Genomic DNA, 16,628 nt, shown 5'->3' with positions numbered 1-16,628 from the left:
CTGGCGCTCCCTCACGGTCGGCCGCAAGCGGCCTCCCTGGCGAACGGAGGCCCGATCGCCAGCCGCGAGGAACGAGCGGCGTGAGCGAAGCGAGGCGACCCACGACAGCCTCGCCTCGGTCGCCGGCGCTCTCTCACGGTCGGCCGCAAGCGGCCTCCCTGGCGAACGACGGGCGGGCGTCCGCTCGCGTGTGGTCAGTGACAGAATCATCTGCGTGGCAGCGCTGATGTTCTGGACCGGCACGATGGACGCCGGCAAGTCGACCCTCGCGCTGCAGACCAACCACAACCACGCCGCCCGCGGTCGCGCCGGGATCATCTTCGTCAGCAACGACCGCACCGGCACCGCGGTGCTCACGAGCCGCCTCGGCCTGTCGCACAGCGCGGTCGAGGTCGACGACGACTTCAGCTTCTGGACGTACGTCGTCGACGCCCTGACGCGCGGCACCAAGGTCGACTACCTGATCTGCGACGAGGCCCAGTTCTACTCCCCCGCGCAGGTCGAGCAGCTCGCGATGATCGTCGACGAGCTGCGCATCGACGTGTTCTGCTTCGGCATCCTCACCGACTTCCGCACCCGCCTGTTCCCCGGTGCCGCACGTCTCGTCGAGCTGGCCGACCGCACCGAGGTGCTGCAGGTGCAGGCGCTGTGCTGGTGCGGCCAGCGGGCCACGCACAACGCCCGCACCGAGAACGGCGTCATGGTGACCGAGGGCGAGGTCGTCGTGGTCGGCGACGTCGAGGAGGCCGACTCGGTCGACGAGCCGCCCGAGGTCGCGTACGAGGTGCTGTGCCGTCAGCACCACCGCCACGCGCTCACCGTGGCCCGGGCCCGGGCGACCGGTCGTCTGGCCGAGCCCGAGCTGCTCCCCTTCGACTGACGCGCGCTCAGTCCTCGCTGATCTGCTGGCGGAAGGTGTCGCGCTTGTCGTGCAGGTTCCACAGGTGCTCGGCCAGGACGTCGGGGCCCTTCTCGTCGTCGCCCTCGATGATCTGCCCGCCGATGATGAGCTGCGAGACGTGGATGCCCTCCTCGGCCAGCACCTCGTGCAGCAGCTCGACGTAGGCGGCCTGTCCCGCGAACGCGATCGACGTGCCCGTGACGTTGCGCCCCGGCTTCACCGCCGATCCGCCGTTCACGAACAGGATCGTGCCCTTGTCCTCGCCGAGGAACCGCATGCCGGGCAGCACCTGGTGCACCGCGGCGACGGGGCCGTAGACCGAGAACTCGATCGGCCCGACCAGGTCGGCGGGCGTCGTCTCGAGCACGGGACGCATGAAGTCCTTCTGCGGCAGCGGGCTGTACTGCAGCACCTCGATGGGGCCGAGCGTCTCGGTCACCTGCTCGAGGGCCGCGGCGATCGAGGCCGGGTCGCGGACGTCGGCCGCGAAGCCCTGCGCCTGCACGCCCTCGGCCGACAGCTCGGCGGCGAGCGCGTCGAGCCGTCCCTGGTGTCGTGAGATGAGTCCGACGGCGAATCCCTCTGCGCCGAATCGACGGGCGACAGCCGCGCCCAGTCCCTTGCCTGCTCCGATGATCGCGATGGTTGTCATGAGCGCCGAGTACCCGATCGGACGGCGGGCATGCACGCTCAGGTGCCGACGAGCACCGGGATGCGCAGCTCGGGCTCGGTGATCGAGCCGTGGAAGCCCGTCATCTTGAGCTCGATCGCGAACTCGCGCGACGAGAACACCGCGAAGTCGCCCAGCGAGGCCACCACGACGTCGCCGATGCGTCCGGCGACCTGCGGCGAGATCGGGCCGAACCAGTCCTCGAGGCCGTCGCGCGTGCGCACCTCGACCCGGTCGCCCAGCATCGTCCGCCAGCGGTCGGCGACCTCGTCGGCGGCACCGGGACGGGTGTAGAGGTGACGGAACCGCGCCTCGCCCGCCAGCAGGTCGACGTCGTCGAGCAGGCGCGGCTCGGTGTCGACGTCGAAGCGGTTCTCGAACGGCAGGTCGATCATGCCGTGGTCGGCCGTGACGACGAGCACCGTGTCGCGCGGCAGCTCGTCGCGCAGCTCGGCGAGCTCGGTGTCGATCGTCGTCAGCATCTCGCGCCACTCGCGGGACGTGCAGCCCTTGCCGTGGCCCGTGTGGTCGAGACGCGACTCGTAGGCATACGTGACCGAGCGCGGTGCCGACTCGATGACGTCGACCACGACGTCGAGGCGCTCGTAGACCGAGTTGATGCCGTGGAACGGCACGCCGCGCTGGCTGCAGACCGTGAGCCCTGTGCCCTCGAACTTCGCGTCGTTGACCGACGACGCCGAGATGCCCGCCTGCTGCAGGCGCTGCAGGACCGTCGGGAACGGCTGCCAGACGGCGGGGTCGAGCGGCTGGTCCCACTTCAGGGAGTTGAGCCGGCGGCCCGTCTCGGGCACGCGCGACGTGTAGCCGACGACGCCGTGCTGTCCGCCCCGCACGCCGGTGCCCAGCGAGGTCAGGCTCGTGACGGTCGTCGACGGCACGCCGCACACGACGTCGTCGACGTTGTGCAGCGACGACAGGAACGGGGCGGCGTCGGCGTGCTCGCGCAGGAGGTCGAGCCCCAGCCCGTCGACCAGGAAGACGACGTAGCGGGGCGCGTCGGGCAGCCCCAGCGTGTTGTCGAAGCCGGCGGCGCCGAGGGCCGCGCCGACCGACGGCATGATCTGGTCGATCGTGCGGCGTCCGGCGAGGCCGGGCCCCGTCACCCGATCCGCCCGCTCGTGGCCGCCGACAGGGTGCGGGCGAATGCGAGCAGACGCTCGACCGCGGTGCCACCGTCACCCGCGGCCGCCAGGCGCAGCGAGAAGTCGTCACCCGTGACGCTGCCCGAGTAGCCGTGGTCGGCCTCGCACTCGGGGTCGGAGCACCGAGCCGGCTCGAGCTCGACGCGCGACACGGCTCCCCAGCCGATCGTCAGGAGCGCCTCCTCGAGCTTCTTCGACGTCGAGGTGACCATGCGCGTCACGACGACCGACCGCACCTGGCTGAGGGCGACGGCCTCGGACGTCGTCGACGTGTACGGCTTGGGCAGCAGGTCGTCGCCGGGGTGCTCGTCGGTGTGCACGAGGATCAGACGGCTCGGCGTCAGGGCCAGCACCGTCATGTGTCGGCGGATCTCGTCGCGGTCGAACGTGGGCTCGTGGTGCAGCACGTACCCGTCGACGACCTCGTCGGCGAGCGCGTCGCGCAGCCCCGCCGCCACGATCTCGGGGTAGTAGCCGCTGCGGGAGACCTCGTCGAACAGCGAGGCCGTGTGGTCGGCAGTCATCACGCGAGCGTATCCCCCGTGGCAGCGGGCTGGCTGAGGCGGCGCACGTACCACTCGCCGCGACGGTCGGCCGAGGGGATGACCTTGGCCCGGGCGCTCAGCACCGTGAACCCGTCGGCGTGCACCGTGACGGGCTCGAGGTCGAGCTCGGCGATCTCGGGAAGGTCGTCCTTCATGGCCGCCAGGCGCACGATGATGTCCTGCAACGCGTCGACGTCGACGCGCTCGGAGCCTCGGTAGCCGTAGAGCAGCGGCGCCGAGCGCAGGTTCTTGATCATGGCCTCGGCGTCGAGGTCGGTCAGCGGCGGGATGCCGTAGGCGCGGTCGTCGAGCAGCTCGCTCGGGGCGCCCGCGAGGCCGAAGGAGACGAGCGGCCCGAACAGCGGGTCCTCGCTGACGCTGAACGAGACCGCGACGCCCTCGGGGGCCACGCGCTGCACGAAGAACTTGGTGTCCTTGCGCATGCCCGTCCAGCCGGTCAGCTGGTCCCACGCGTCGCCCATCTCCTGGGCGTTCTGGATGCCGCGCCAGATGTGCGCGATGTCGGGCCGGCTGCGCAGGTGCTCGCTGCCGGCCTTCAGGACGACGTCCCAGCCGAGGGTCTCGCCGGCCGCGATCGCCTCGTCGCGGTCGTGCACGTTGATCCACGTCCAGATGTCGATGCCGTAGCAGGCCAGCAGGGCGTGCACCTGCTCGGTCGACAGGATCGCGCCGCGCGGCGCCTGGCGCAGCACGTCGCGCACCAGCGCGCGGGCGTCACCCGTGCGGTGGTCGAGCGCGAGGTGGAACTCGCCGTGGTCGCGGGCGGCCCACTCGGAGTAGTTGACGACGCGGGCCAGGGCGCGGACGGCCGACTCGGGGGCGGCGTACGACGGCACCGAGCCGCGTCCGGCCGAGCCGCCGAGCAGGTCGGGCACCCGCAGCAGCACCGGCACGCCCTCGGTGCCGAGGAACGTCGAGACGATCGGCTTGTCGGACTGCTCGCCGATCGCGGCGAGCACGTTGGCGACGTCCTCGCCGGTCGTGTTGAGCGGCGGGATGTACACCGCGACGAGCGCATCGGTGTCGGGGCGCGCGATCGCGGCCTCGATCGCCTCCTCGAAGTCGTCGGCGTTGGCGTTGGCTCCGAGCGAGACGGGCTCGGTGACCTGCAGGCCGGCGGCCGACGCGGCGTCGGCGACGATCAGCGCCACGGCGTCGGAGTTGCCGACAATCGCGATGCGGTTGCCGCGCGGCAGCGGCTGGTGGGCAAGCAGCTGGGCGACGTCGAACATCTCGTCGAGGGTGTCGACCTGGATCACCCCGGCCTGGCGGAACATCGCGTCGACCGCCGACTGGGGCGCCGAGGTGCGCGCGACGGTGTGCCCGACGGGGACGCCCTGCGTCGAGCGCCCCGACTTGACCGCGACGATCGGCTTGGTGGCGGACACGCGGCGCGCGATGCGCGAGAACTTGCGGGGGTTTCCGATCGACTCCAGGTACAGCAGGATGACCTCGGTCGAGTCGTCCTCCTGCCAGTACTGCAGCAGGTCGTTGCCCGACACGTCGGCGCGGTTGCCGGCCGACACGAACGTCGAGAGGCCCAGCCCGCGTCGCGACACCGACTCGAGGATCGCCGTGCCGAGTGCGCCGGACTGGCAGAAGAAGCCGACGCGGCCCTGCGGGGGCATGCTCGGCGACAGCGAGGCGTTGAGCTGCAGGTCGGGCGCGGTGTTGATGATGCCGAGGCAGTTGGGGCCGATGAGGCGCAGGCCGTACGACCGGCTGAGCCCCAGCAGCGCCCGCTGCCGCTGGCGCCCCTCGGGGCCCTCCTCGGCGAAGCCCGCCGAGATCACGACGAGGCCGTGGACGCCCTTGGCGGCGCAGTCGAGCACGACGTCGTTGACCGACTCGGCCGGCACGACGACGATCGCGACGTCGACCTCGCCGGGGATGTCCTGCACCCGCTTGTAGGCCGGGAGTCCCGAGACCGCCTCGGCGTTGGAGTTGACGGCGTAGACGCTGCCGCCGAAGTCGCCCAGCACGAGGTTGCGCACCATGGCCTGGCCGATCGAGTCCTGCCGCCGGCTCGCGCCGATCACGGCGATGCTGCGGGCCTTGAAGATGCGCTCGATCGAGGCGGCCTCGGCACGCTGCTCGCGCGCCTGCATCACGCCGATCGCGACGTCGGTCGACTCGATCTGGAACGTCAGGCGCTGCACGCCGTCCTCGATCGCGCCCTCGATCTGGTAGCCCATCTCGCGGAACACCTGCTGCATGCGGGCGTTGGACGGCAGGACGTCGGCGACGAAGCGCCGGATGCCGCGCTCGCGACCGGCCTGGGCGAGGTGCTCGAGCAGCAGCTGGCCGACCCCGCGCCCCTGCTGCGCGTCCTCGACGAGGAAGGCGACCTCGGCCTCGTCGTCGCTGACGGCGTCGTAGCGTCCCACGCCGATGATCGTGGCGTGGAGCGTCACGACGAACGCGACACGACGGTCGTGGTCGACCGTCGTGAACCGCTTGACGTCGCGGTCGGACAGCGTCGGGTACGGCGCGAAGAAGCGGAAGTACTTGGACTCGTCGGAGACGCGGGCGTAGAACTCGATGAACCGGTCGGCGTCGTCCTCGTGGATGGGCCGCAGCTGGGCGACCCGGCCGTCCTTGAGCAGGACGTCGGCCTCCCAGTGCTCGAACGAGCTCGCCTGACTGGTCACGTCCCCAACCTATCGGGTCCGGCCCCGGCGTGGCGGTGGTGCCCGGCGCGCGCCGACCCGTCAAAATGGGTCGGCGGCACCCGCACGCCCACGCCCCTGGCACGACTGGAGAGGACGGCATGGCCCGCAGCAGCAAGCCGGCACCCGAGGAGGACTTCGAGGAGCACATCCTCGACACCGACGTCGGCGACGAGATGCGATCGAGCTTCCTCGAGTACGCGTACTCCGTCATCTACTCCCGCGCCCTGCCCGACGCCCGCGACGGGCTCAAGCCCGTCCAGCGCCGCCTCCTGCACACGATGGACGACATGGGGCTGCGGTCCGACCGCGGGCACGTCAAGAGCGCCCGGCCCGTCGGCGAGACCATGGGCCGCTTCCACCCGCACGGCGACAGCTCGATCTACGACGCCCTCGTGCGACTCGTCCAGCCCTGGTCGCTGCGCCTGCCGCTGGCCGACGGGCACGGCAACTTCGGCTCGCAGGACGACCCGCCCGCCGCGATGCGGTACACCGAGATCCGCATGGACGCCGCCGCCGAGGCGATGACGGCCTCGATCACCGAGGACACCGTCGACTTCCGACCCAACTACGACGGTCGCGAGCTCGAGCCCGTCGTGCTGCCGGCGGCGCTGCCGAACCTGCTGGTCAACGGGGCCAGCGGCATCGCGGTCGGCATGGCGACCAACATCGCGCCGCACAACCTGGTCGAGGTGGTGCAGGCCCTGCGTCACCTGATCGCGTTCCCGAAAGCGGATCTCGACGACCTGATGCGCTTCGTGCCGGGCCCCGACCTGCCGACCGGCGGCAAGATCGTGGGACTCGACGGCATCCGCGACGCGTACGCGACCGGCAACGGCTCGTTCCGCATGCGCGCCTCGACCCGCATCGAGAACGTGACGCCCCGCAAGAAGGGCATCGTCGTCACCGAGCTGCCCTACAACGTCGGCCCCGAGAAGGTCATCGAGGCGATCAAGAAGCTCGTGCAGGCCAAGAAGCTGCAGGGCATCTCCGACATCACCAACCTGACCGACCGCCACAAGGGCCTGCACCTGGTCATCGAGGTCAAGAACGGCTTCATCCCCGAGACCGTCCTCGCGCAGCTGTTCAAGAGCACCCCGATGGAGAGCTCGTTCGGCATCAACGCCGTCGCGCTGGTCGACGGCCAGCCGCGCACGCTGGGCCTCAAGCAGATGCTCGAGGTCTACCTCGAGCACCGCATCGTCGTGGTCCGACGACGCACGACGTTCCGCCGCGGCAAGGCCGCCGACCGGCTGCACCTGCTCGACGGCCTGCTGCTCGCGCTGGTCGACATCGACGAGGTCATCCAGCTGATCCGCAGCAGCGACGACCGGGCCGCCGCGCAGGAGCGCCTGATGTCGGTGTTCGACCTCAGCGAGGCGCAGTCCGACTACATCCTCAACCGCACCCTCGGCAGCCTGACCCGGCTGTCGCGCATCGACATCGAGAAGGAGGCCGAGGACCTGCGCCGGACGATCGAGCAGCTCGACGCGATCCTCGGCGACGAGCAGGTCCTGCGCGGCGTCGTCGGCGACGAGCTCGGCGAGATGGCCCGGACGTTCGGCACCCCGCGGCGCACCGTGCTGCTGGAGTCGTCGGGGCAGACCGCGACGTCCGCAGCTCCCCTCGAGGTGCCCGACGACCCGTGCTGGGTGCTGATGTCGGCCACGGGCCTGCTGGCCCGCACCTCCGACGACTCGCCGATCGGCGCGGTCGACCGCCGCGTCAAGCACGACACGATCGTCTCGGCGGTCCGCAGCACGGCCCGCGGCGAGGTGGGCATCGTGACGGCCGACGGCAGCGTCCGCCGCATCAGCGTGCTGGAGCTGCCCGCGTTGCCGCCGGGGGCCCACTCGCCGCACCTGCAGGGCGGTCTGCCGATCACCGAGATCGTCCCGCTCGACTCCCCCGCCCTGGCGCTCATGACGTTCGACGAGGACGGCCCCGGCATCGCGTTGGGCACCCGGCAGGGCGTCGTCAAGCGGGTGCGGCCCGATCACCTCGGCCGCGACCGCTGGGAGCTGATCTCGCTCGCCGACGGCGACGCGCTGGTCGGCGCGGTGCCTCTGGCCACCGGCGACGAGCAGCTCGTCTTCGTCACGTCCGACGCCCAGCTGCTGTACTTCTCCGCCTCCCTCGTGCGGCCCCAGGGTCGCTCCGGCGGAGGCGTCGCGGGCATCAAGCTCGCGGCCGGCCAGTCCGCGGTGTTCTTCGGTGCCGTCGCCGACGTCGACGCCGCCCACGTCGTGACGGTCGCGGGCTCCAGCAGCGCACTGCCCGGCACGCAGACGGGTGCCGTCAAGGTCAGCCCGATGTCGATCTACCCGCCCAAGGGTCGTGCCACTGGTGGCGTCCGCTGCCAGCGGCTGCTCAAGGGCGAGGACGGCCTGCTGCTGGCCTGGGTCGGCGACGGGGTCCCGATGGCGTCGGCCACCAGCGGCACCGCGGTCGACCTGCCGGCCGTCAGCGACCGACGCGACGGCTCGGGCGTCCCCGTGGCCCAGCCGATCGCCGCCGTCGCCGGCCCCCCGTCGGCCCATCTCGGCGTCGACGCCGCACCCGCCGACGTCGTGGGAGACTGAGCCCGTGCGCACCCGACACCTGCTCCCCGCCCTGCTCGCCGCCGGTCTGCTGCTCAGCGGCTGCACCGGCTCGTCCGACTCCTCGGACGGCTCCGACGGTGGTGGAGGCGGAGGCGACGACCTCGCGACCCGCCTCGCCGACGCCAAGACGACGCTCGACACCGCCGAGACCATCGACATCTCGCTGTCGACCAAGAGCGTCCCCGACGGCGTCACGGGCCTGCTCTCGGCCACGGGCAAGGGCAACCACTCCCCCGCGTTCGAGGGCAAGGTCACGGTCGTGACGGGTGGCGCCAGCCTCGGCGCCGACGTCGTCGCGACGGGTGGCAAGGTCTACGCCAAGACCGGCTTCACGCCCGACTTCGCGCCGATCGACCCGGCCGACCTCAAGGCGCCCGACCCGGCCGCGCTGCTGCAGGTCGACGGCGGCATCACCTCGATCCTCACGAGCACCGAGGACCTCGCCGAGGACGGCCAGTCCCGCGACGGCCAGGACGTGCTGACGTCGATCAAGGGCACCCTGCCCGGCAGCGTCGTCGCGACGATCATCCCCTCGGCCGCGGCCGACCAGGACTTCGCCGTCACGTACCGCCTCGACGACGACGACCAGCTGCGCGACGCCACGATCAGCGGACCGTTCTACCCCGGCGGCGACAAGGTCACCTACACCGTGTCGCTCGCGACGTCCGACACCCCCGTGACGATCACCGCTCCCTGACCACGACATGACGACGTCCGGGCGCACCGTCACGCCGGCGTCCAGGACGCTCCTGGCGCTCGCGGCCGTCGCGATCTCGTTCGCCGCGGCCGACACGTACGTCGTGGTGCTGGCGCTGCCCGAGATGATGACGTCGGTCGGCCTCGGCACCGAGGAGCTGCAACGGGCCGCCCCCATCGTGTCGGGCTTCCTGCTCGGCTACGTCGCGATCCTGCCGCTGATCGGCCGCATCTCCGACCTGCGCGGCCGCGTGCCGGTGCTGCTCGGCTCGCTGGTCGTGTTCGCGGTCGGCTCGCTCGTGACGGCCGCGGCGTACGACCTCGAGACCGTCGTGGCGGGTCGGCTGATCCAGGGCATCGGCGGCGGCGGGCTCATCCCGCCCACCCTCGCGCTCGTCGCCGACCTCTGGCCGCCGCACCGCCGCGGCATGCCGCTGGGCGTGGTCGGGGCGGTGCAGGAGCTCGGCAGCGTCCTCGGCCCCCTCTACGGCGCGGTCGTCCTCGCGGTGGGCGACTGGCGGGCGATCTTCTGGCTCAACTGCGCGATCGGCCTCGTGCTGGTCGCCGCGATCCTGCCGCTGCGTCGCGCCTCCTCGATCGACGTCGATGGCCGCCGCGACCCGTCGACGGGCCGCTTCGACTGGCCCGGGGCGGCGCTCGCCGTCCTGGCGCTCACGGGTGTCGCACTCGTCATGGCGGCCCCGACCCGGCTCGTCCAGGACGTCGAGATCGGACGCGCCTACCTGCCGGTCACGGGCGACTCGCGGTGGTTGACGCCGCTGGCACTCGTCACGTTCGGCCTGCTCGTGCTGCTCGTGCTGCGGCTCGCGACCGCCCGCCGTCCACTGGTCGACTGGCGCGCCTGGCCGGCCCTGGCCCGCGAGACCGACCTGTGGGGCGCCGCGCTGCTCACGGTCGCCCTCGGCGCCGTGATCCTGACCTTCGCCTCGGCCGAGCCCGAGAGCGGCGCGGTCTCCCCCGACGCCCCGTGGCTCGTCCCGATCGCGGTCGTCGCAGCAGCCGGCTTCGTGCTGCGCCAGCGCCGCGCGGCCCGTCCGCTCGTGCCGCGCGGCGCCCTGCGGGCTCGTCCGGCGTGGGGGGCGATCGTCGTGTCGTTCTTCGTCGGCGCCGCGCTGATCGCCGCCCTGGTCGACATCCCGTTCTTCGCCCGCCTGACGGTGTACCGCGACTCGCAGCTCGACGCGGCACTGGTGCTGGTGCGCTTCCTGGTGGCGCTGCCCGTCGGTGCCCTGCTCGGAGGGTGGCTGCTGCGCAAGGTGCCCGCCCACGTCCTGACCGCCGTCGCGATGCTGCTCAGCGCCATCGCGTTCTGGCACATGTCGACGTGGGACGCCACGTCGCTCGCGAGCCAGGCCGAGACCTGGTCGCTCGTGCTCGCGGGCCTCGGCTTCGGGCTCGCCATCGCACCCGTCAACGCGGTCCTGCTGGCCCACACGGCCGACGCCGTCCACGGCGTCTCGTCGGCCCTGCTGATCGTGGCCCGCATGGTCGGCATGCTGCTGGGCATCTCGGCCCTCACGACGATCGGCCTGCGCGCGTTCTACGACGCCTCGGACCGCATACCGTCGGTCGACCGGCTGTGCGGGGCGGGCGGCACCCTGTGCCAGGCCTACCGCGACGCGGTGCGCGACGCCGGCATCGCCCAGCTCCACGCCGTGTTCGTCGGAGCAGCCGCCTGCGCCGTGATCGCCGCGGTGCTGGCCCTCGTGCTGCTGCGACCGGCGCACGACACGTCCCGGGCTGAGGCGTGACGGCGCGGCGCCGCTGGTTACGCTGGTGCCATGGCTGACTTCGACGACCTGCTCGCCGCCAACCGGTCCTTCGCCGACTCGTTCTCGCTCGCCGGCTTCGACGGCATCGCCCGCGCGGGCGTCGCGATGGTCACGTGCATGGACTCGCGCATCGACCCGCTCAACATGATCGGCCTGAAGGCCGGCGACGCCAAGATCCTGCGCAACCCCGGCGGCCGCGTGACCGACCAGGCCCTCGTCGCACTGGTGCTGGGCGTCAACCTGCTCAACGTCGACCGCGTGCTCGTCGTCGAGCACACCCGCTGCGCCATGGCGTCGTCCTCCGAGGACGAGCTCAAGCAGCGGCTCACCGAGAGCGCGGGCCGCGACGCCGAGTGGATGACGCTGGGCGCGATCGACGACCAGCGCCGCACGATCGAGGCCGACGTGATCCGCGTCAAGACCCATCCGCTGATCGGTGACGCGGTGTCGGTCGGAGGCTTCCTGTACGACGTCGACAGCGGACTGCTCGAGCCCATCGTCTGATGCCGGTGACCCCCACGTCACCCGCGACGACCACGGGCCCGCCGGCTCGCACCCCACGACCGCTGCGGCCCGAGATCCAGGCGCTGCGCGCCGGCGCGGCGCTGCTGGTCGTCCTGTACCACCTGTGGCCCGGCCGCCTGCCCGGCGGCTTCATGGGCGTCGACGTCTTCTTCGTCATCTCGGGCTTCCTGATCACGTCGCACCTGGCCCGCGAGGCCGCCTCGACGGGTCGGGTCCGCCTCGGACGGTTCTGGGCCCGCCGCGCCCGCCGTCTGCTGCCCGCGGCGTACCTGGTGCTCGCGACGTCGGCGGTCGCGGTGTTCGTGTGGGTGCCGCAGCTCAACTGGGCGCAGAACTTCCGCGAGATCATGTCGTCGGCGCTGTACTTCCAGAACTGGCGGCTCGCCGCCGACGCGGTCGACTACCTCGCCGCCGAGAACGCGCCCAGCGTCGCCCAGCACTACTGGACCCTCTCGGTCGAGGAGCAGTTCTACGTCGCGTGGCCGCTGCTGGTACTGGCGGCCGTCCTGCTCGCCGCCCGGCTGCGCCTGCGCCAGCTGCCGACCGTCACCGCGGTCGTCGCGGTCGCGACGGTCGCCAGCTTCGCCTACTCGTGGTGGCTGACGTACGAGAACGTCTCCTACGCCTACTTCTCGACCTTCACCCGCGCCTGGGAGTTCGGCGCCGGCGCCCTGCTGGCCCTGCTGACGCTGCGCGCGTCGGAGGGCCGCCGCGCCTCGACCACGCCGCTGCTGCCCGCGCCGGTCGCCGCCCTCGTCTCGTGGGCCGGCCTGCTCGTCCTGCTCGGCTGCGGACTGTTCCTCACGGGCTCGACCCCGTTCCCGGGGCTCGCGGCGCTGCTGCCGGTGCTCGCGACCGTCGCGGTCATCGCCGTGGGGATGCCCGCCTCGCGGTTCTCGCCTCGTCGTCTGATCGAGACCCGCTTCGTGCAGTGGACCGGCGACATCTCGTACCCGCTGTACCTGTGGCACTGGCCGCCGATCGTCCTGCTGCCGGTCGTGCTCGGGCACGACCTGGGCTTCTGGCCGCGCGTCGCGATCCTGGTCGCGACCTTCGGCGCGGCGGCGCTGACGAAGCGGTTCGTCGAGGACCCGGTGCGCACCGGACGACGTCTCGGCATCCAGCGCAGCACCGTCACGTTCGCGTTCACCGCGGTGGGCGCTGCGGCGATCGCCGCCGCCTGCCTGGGCGGAATCCGCAGCGCCGACGCCGCCGCCGACCGGGCCGAGCAGCTGACCGCCGAGGTCGCCTCCGACGCGCCCCGCTGCTTCGGTGCCGCGTCGATGGCACCCGGGCCCGCCTGCGACAACCCCGCGCTCGACGGCCTCCTGGTGCCCGACACCACCGCGATCAAGCGCGACGACGCGAACTACCCCGGGTGCGCGTCGACCGACCGGGCCACCGACACGTGCACGTTCGGCGACAAGGACGACGCGTCGCTGCCGCACGTCCTGGTCATCGGCGACTCGCACGCCCGCTCCCTCCTGCCGCCGTTCGTGACGATGGCCGAGCAGGGGCGCATCTACCTGACGGCGCAGGTCAAGGGCGGGTGCACGTGGTCGACGAACCCGCACCCCAACGACGACCGCGCGATCGCCGACGACTGCTACACGTGGCGCGACAGCGTCGCGACCTGGCTCGACGCGAACGCCGACGACATCGACGTCATCGTCACGGGCGCACTGGCCCACCCGCGCCCCGCCACCGGGCCCGACGAGCAGGTCGCAGGCTTCGCCGAGACCTGGCGCACCATGACCGGGCGCGGGGTCCCCGTCGTCGCGGTCCGCGACAACCCCTACCAACCGGCCAACACCAACGAGTGCCTGGCGCGTCAGAGCGAGATCACGTCGTCGAGCTGCGCGCTCCCGCGCGACGAGGCGTTCCCGAACTACGACCCGCTGATCAAGGCCACCGAGCAGGTGAAGGGCAGCACGCTGCTCGACCTGACCCGCTACTACTGCACCGACTCGTCGTGCCCTGCCGTGATCGGCGGCGTCAACGTCTATCGCGACCGCAGCCACATCAGCAAGACCTACATGACGACGATGACGCCCTACATCGAGCGCCTGCTCGACCAGGACGATCTGCTCACGCCCCGCAGCCGCTAGCCGAGCTCGCTGATCACGTCGCCGCGCGCGTCGACGAGCAGACCGTACGTGCCGGCGGAGCCGTCGGGGAACGAGACGAAGACCTGTGGGCCGCGGCGACCGCGCGTCAGCAGCACCTGCGCCTCCGAGGTGTCGGCGACCCCGCTCGAGCGACGGGCGCGGACCAGCGCTCTCATGACGACCTCAGCATCGACGTCCCTCAGGTCGAAGGCCTGCTCGCTGGGCAGACGCAGCACCGATGACGCAGGGGCCACGTCGCCGTCGTACAGGTAGCGCGCGGACGAGGTGTCGCTCTCGGCGATCTGCAGCGTGGCGGAGCGACGGTCCGCGAAGAGCAGCACGGTGCGGTCGAGATCGGCCTCGTCGTCGAGCGCGTCGACCATCTCGTCCCAGTCAGCACGCGTCGTCAGGTCGGTGACGGTGACCGGCGCGCTGCCCGACGACGATCGCGTCGACGACTCGGTCGAGGTGTCGGCGAGTCCGCTCAGGCAGGAGACGACGCTCGTGCCGAGCACCAGCACGACGGCGATCAGGCCGATGACGACCTTGCCGCCGAACCGCCGTCGCTGTGCCGACGCTGCGGGCGGCGCGTTCGGCACGGCCGGCGTCGAGGGCCGGCCGGCGACTGCCACGGGCATCGCGTCGAGCCCTCGTGTCAGCGCGTGCAGCTCGCCGCGGGTCTGCGCCGTTCGCGCATCGCGGATGCGCAGCTCGCGGTCGGCGTCCGTGATGCCACGGGCCGCACCGATGAGCCGGACGGCACGACGCCGGTCGCGGCGCCCGACGCGACCTGCGTCGAAGTCGGAGGACGACTCCAGCGTCACGCGTCGATCATGTCGGCGTCGATCTCGTAGGCGCCCTGCACGATGAACTCCTTGCGGGGCGGCACCTCGTTGCCCATCAGCAGCTCGAACACGTCGCCGGCGGCCTCGGCGTCGTCGACGGTCAGCCGTCGCAGCGTGCGGTGCCGTGGGTCCATCGTCGTCTCGGCCAGCTGGGAGGCGTCCATCTCGCCCAGGCCCTTGTAGCGCTGGACCGGCTCCTTCCAGCGCACGCCCTTGCGCTTGAGCTCGGCCATCGTGCGCTGCAGCTCGGGGTCGGAGTACGTGTACATGTACTTGTCCTGCCCCTTCTTAGGGTTGGTCAGCTCGATGCGGTGCAGGGGCGGCACCGCGGTGTACACCCGGCCGGCCTCGACGAGGTCGCGCATGTAGCGGAAGAACAGCGTCGCCAGCAGGCAGCGGATGTGCGCGCCGTCGGAGTCGGCGTCGGCCATGAAGATGATGCGGCCGTAGCGGGCGGCGTCGACGTCGAACGTGCGACCCGACCCCGCCCCGACGACCTGGATGATCGAGGAGCACTCCGCGTTCTTCAGCATGTCGCCGATGCTGGCCTTCTGGACGTTCAGGATCTTGCCGCGGATCGGCAGCAGCGCCTGGAACTCGGAGTCGCGGGCCGACTTGGCGGTGCCGAGGGCCGAGTCGCCCTCGACGATGAACAGCTCGGACCGGTCGACGTCGTTGCTGCGGCAGTCGGCCAGCTTGGCCGGCAGAGCGCTCGACTCGAGGGCGTTCTTGCGGCGCTGCGTGTCGCGCTGCTGGCGGGCGGCCAGGCGGGTGCGCGACGCGTCGACGACCTTCTGCATCACCAGACGGGCGCGGGCCTTGTCGGCGGCCTTCGTGGCGTTGAGGAACGTCTTGAGCTCCCGCGCGACGACCTGGTTGACGATCTTGGTCACCGCGGGCGTGCCCAGCACCTCCTTGGTCTGCCCCTCGAACTGCGGCTCGGCCAGTCGCACCGTGACGACGGCCGTGACGCCCTCGAGGACGTCGTCCTTGATGACGTCGGGGTCGCCGGCCTTCAGCAGCCGCGTGGTCTTGAGCGTCTCGTTGAACGTCTTGGTGACGGCCCGCTCGAAGCCGTTGACGTGCGTGCCGCCCTTGGGCGTCGCGATGATGTTGACGAACGACTTCACGTGCGTGTCGTACCCCGTGCCCCACCGCACCGCGACGTCGACGCCGAGGGTGCGCTCGATGTCCTGGGGCGTCATCTGACCCTTGGCATCGAGCAGCGGGACGGTCTCGGTGAACACGTCCTCGCCCTGCAGCCGCAGCACGTCGGAGACCGGCTCGTCGGGTGCCAGGAACTCGCAGAACTCGGCGATGCCGCCATCGTGCCGGAACGACTCCTCGTGGGGCTCGTCGCCCCGCTCGTCGCGGATGACGAGCTCGAGGCCAGGCACCAGGAACGAGGTCTGCCGCGCCCGCGACACCAGCTCGTCGTAGGCGAACTTCGCGCCCTTGATGAAGATCTGCGGATCGGCCCAGTAGCGCACCCGGGTGCCGGTGCGCGCCTTGGCGACCTTGCCGACCTTGCGCAGCTCGTTGCCCGGGGTGAACGGGGCGTCGGGGCCGTCGCCGTCGAAGACGCCGGGCTCGCCACGGCGGAACGACATCGCCCAGGTGGCTCCGCCCTTGTCGACCTCGACGTCGAGCCGCGACGACAGCGCGTTGACGACCGAGGCGCCGACGCCGTGCAGACCGCCCGTCGCGACGTAGGAGCCGCCGCCGAACTTTCCGCCGGCGTGCAGCTTGGTGTAGACGACCTCGACGCCCGTCAGCCCGGTCTTCTTCTCGACGTCGACCGGCACGCCGCGCCCCTGGTCGTGCACCTCGACCGAGCCGTCGGCGTGCAGCGCCACCAGGATGTGCGAGCCGTGCCCGCCCAGCGCCTCGTCGACCGAGTTGTCGATGATCTCCCAGAGGCAGTGCATGAGGCCCCTGGTGTCGGTCGAGCCGACGTACATGCCGGGACGCTTGCGGACGGCCTCGAGACCTTCGAGGACCAGGAGGTTGCGGGCGTCGTACGTGCTGTCGATGATGGGTTCCTTCTCGAGACGATGACCGTGCCCAGCCTAGTCAGCGGGGCCGACGT

At 71.7% G+C, this 16,628-nt stretch carries 12 protein-coding genes; 6 read left to right on the top strand and 6 right to left on the bottom strand.

The genetic code is table 11. The annotated features are described in order from the left end of the window. Positions 1-214 precede the first annotated feature (214 nt). On the top strand, positions 215-880 hold the full coding sequence (locus IFT73_RS15725; RefSeq protein WP_192168423.1) for a thymidine kinase: 666 nt from the start codon (positions 215-217) through the stop codon (positions 878-880). A 7-nt stretch (positions 881-887) separates the two neighbouring features. Here IFT73_RS15725 and IFT73_RS15720 read toward each other — a convergent pair whose 3' ends face one another. Genes IFT73_RS15720 through IFT73_RS15705 form a run of 4 tightly spaced genes read right to left on the bottom strand, consistent with a single transcriptional unit; the run spans position 888 to position 5,951 of the window. Beyond that, the gene (locus IFT73_RS15720) at positions 888-1,553 is read right to left on the bottom strand and encodes an SDR family NAD(P)-dependent oxidoreductase (RefSeq protein WP_056610544.1); all 666 of its coding nucleotides are present in this window, start codon (positions 1,551-1,553) and stop codon (positions 888-890) included. A 38-nt stretch (positions 1,554-1,591) separates the two neighbouring features. Further along, the gene (locus IFT73_RS15715) at positions 1,592-2,695 is read right to left on the bottom strand and encodes an alkaline phosphatase family protein (protein ID WP_371811301.1); all 1,104 of its coding nucleotides are present in this window, start codon (positions 2,693-2,695) and stop codon (positions 1,592-1,594) included. Then, a complete protein-coding gene (locus IFT73_RS15710) occupies positions 2,692-3,258 on the bottom strand; it encodes a DUF5998 family protein (protein WP_192168422.1) in 567 nt (188 codons plus the stop codon). Before IFT73_RS15710 ends, IFT73_RS15715 begins: the two co-directional genes overlap by 4 nt. After that, positions 3,258-5,951, bottom strand: coding sequence for a GNAT family N-acetyltransferase (locus IFT73_RS15705; protein WP_192168421.1), 2,694 nt, complete (start codon positions 5,949-5,951; stop codon positions 3,258-3,260). Before IFT73_RS15705 ends, IFT73_RS15710 begins: the two co-directional genes overlap by 1 nt. Before the next feature lie 119 nt (positions 5,952-6,070). Here IFT73_RS15705 and IFT73_RS15700 point away from each other — a divergent pair, with 119 nt between their 5' ends. Genes IFT73_RS15700 through IFT73_RS15680 form a run of 5 tightly spaced genes read left to right on the top strand, consistent with a single transcriptional unit; the run spans position 6,071 to position 13,694 of the window. Next, the gene (locus IFT73_RS15700) at positions 6,071-8,551 is read left to right on the top strand and encodes a DNA topoisomerase (ATP-hydrolyzing) subunit A (RefSeq protein WP_192168420.1); all 2,481 of its coding nucleotides are present in this window, start codon (positions 6,071-6,073) and stop codon (positions 8,549-8,551) included. Between the two features lie 4 nt (positions 8,552-8,555). After that, the gene (locus tag IFT73_RS15695) at positions 8,556-9,269 is read left to right on the top strand and encodes an LppX_LprAFG lipoprotein (protein WP_192168419.1); all 714 of its coding nucleotides are present in this window, start codon (positions 8,556-8,558) and stop codon (positions 9,267-9,269) included. Positions 9,270-9,276: 7 nt separating this feature from the next. Next, positions 9,277-11,040 carry an MFS transporter gene (locus tag IFT73_RS15690; RefSeq protein ID WP_192168418.1) on the top strand — a complete coding sequence of 588 codons (1,764 nt, stop codon included), beginning with the start codon at positions 9,277-9,279 and terminating at the stop codon, positions 11,038-11,040. Between the two features lie 30 nt (positions 11,041-11,070). After that, entirely contained in the window at positions 11,071-11,565 is a 495-nt protein-coding gene (locus IFT73_RS15685) for a carbonic anhydrase (protein ID WP_192168417.1), read from the top strand. Further along, the gene (locus tag IFT73_RS15680) at positions 11,565-13,694 is read left to right on the top strand and encodes an acyltransferase family protein (protein ID WP_192168416.1); all 2,130 of its coding nucleotides are present in this window, start codon (positions 11,565-11,567) and stop codon (positions 13,692-13,694) included. Before IFT73_RS15685 ends, IFT73_RS15680 begins: the two co-directional genes overlap by 1 nt. Here the strand turns inward: IFT73_RS15680 and IFT73_RS15675 are convergent. Continuing rightward, positions 13,691-14,518 carry a hypothetical protein gene (locus tag IFT73_RS15675; protein ID WP_192168415.1) on the bottom strand — a complete coding sequence of 276 codons (828 nt, stop codon included), beginning with the start codon at positions 14,516-14,518 and terminating at the stop codon, positions 13,691-13,693. The two genes, IFT73_RS15680 and IFT73_RS15675, sit on opposite strands and share 4 nt — an antisense overlap. Continuing rightward, positions 14,515-16,575: a DNA gyrase subunit B gene (locus IFT73_RS15670; RefSeq protein WP_192168444.1), complete on the bottom strand. Its 2,061-nt coding sequence runs from the start codon at positions 16,573-16,575 to the stop codon at positions 14,515-14,517. Before IFT73_RS15670 ends, IFT73_RS15675 begins: the two co-directional genes overlap by 4 nt. Between the last annotated feature and the right edge of the window lie 53 nt (positions 16,576-16,628).

The sequence above is a fragment of the Aeromicrobium sp. CFBP 8757 genome (genome assembly GCF_014841755.1).
GTDB lineage: Bacteria > Actinomycetota > Actinomycetes > Propionibacteriales > Nocardioidaceae > Aeromicrobium.
This window is presented reverse-complemented; position numbering and strand designations above follow the sequence as displayed.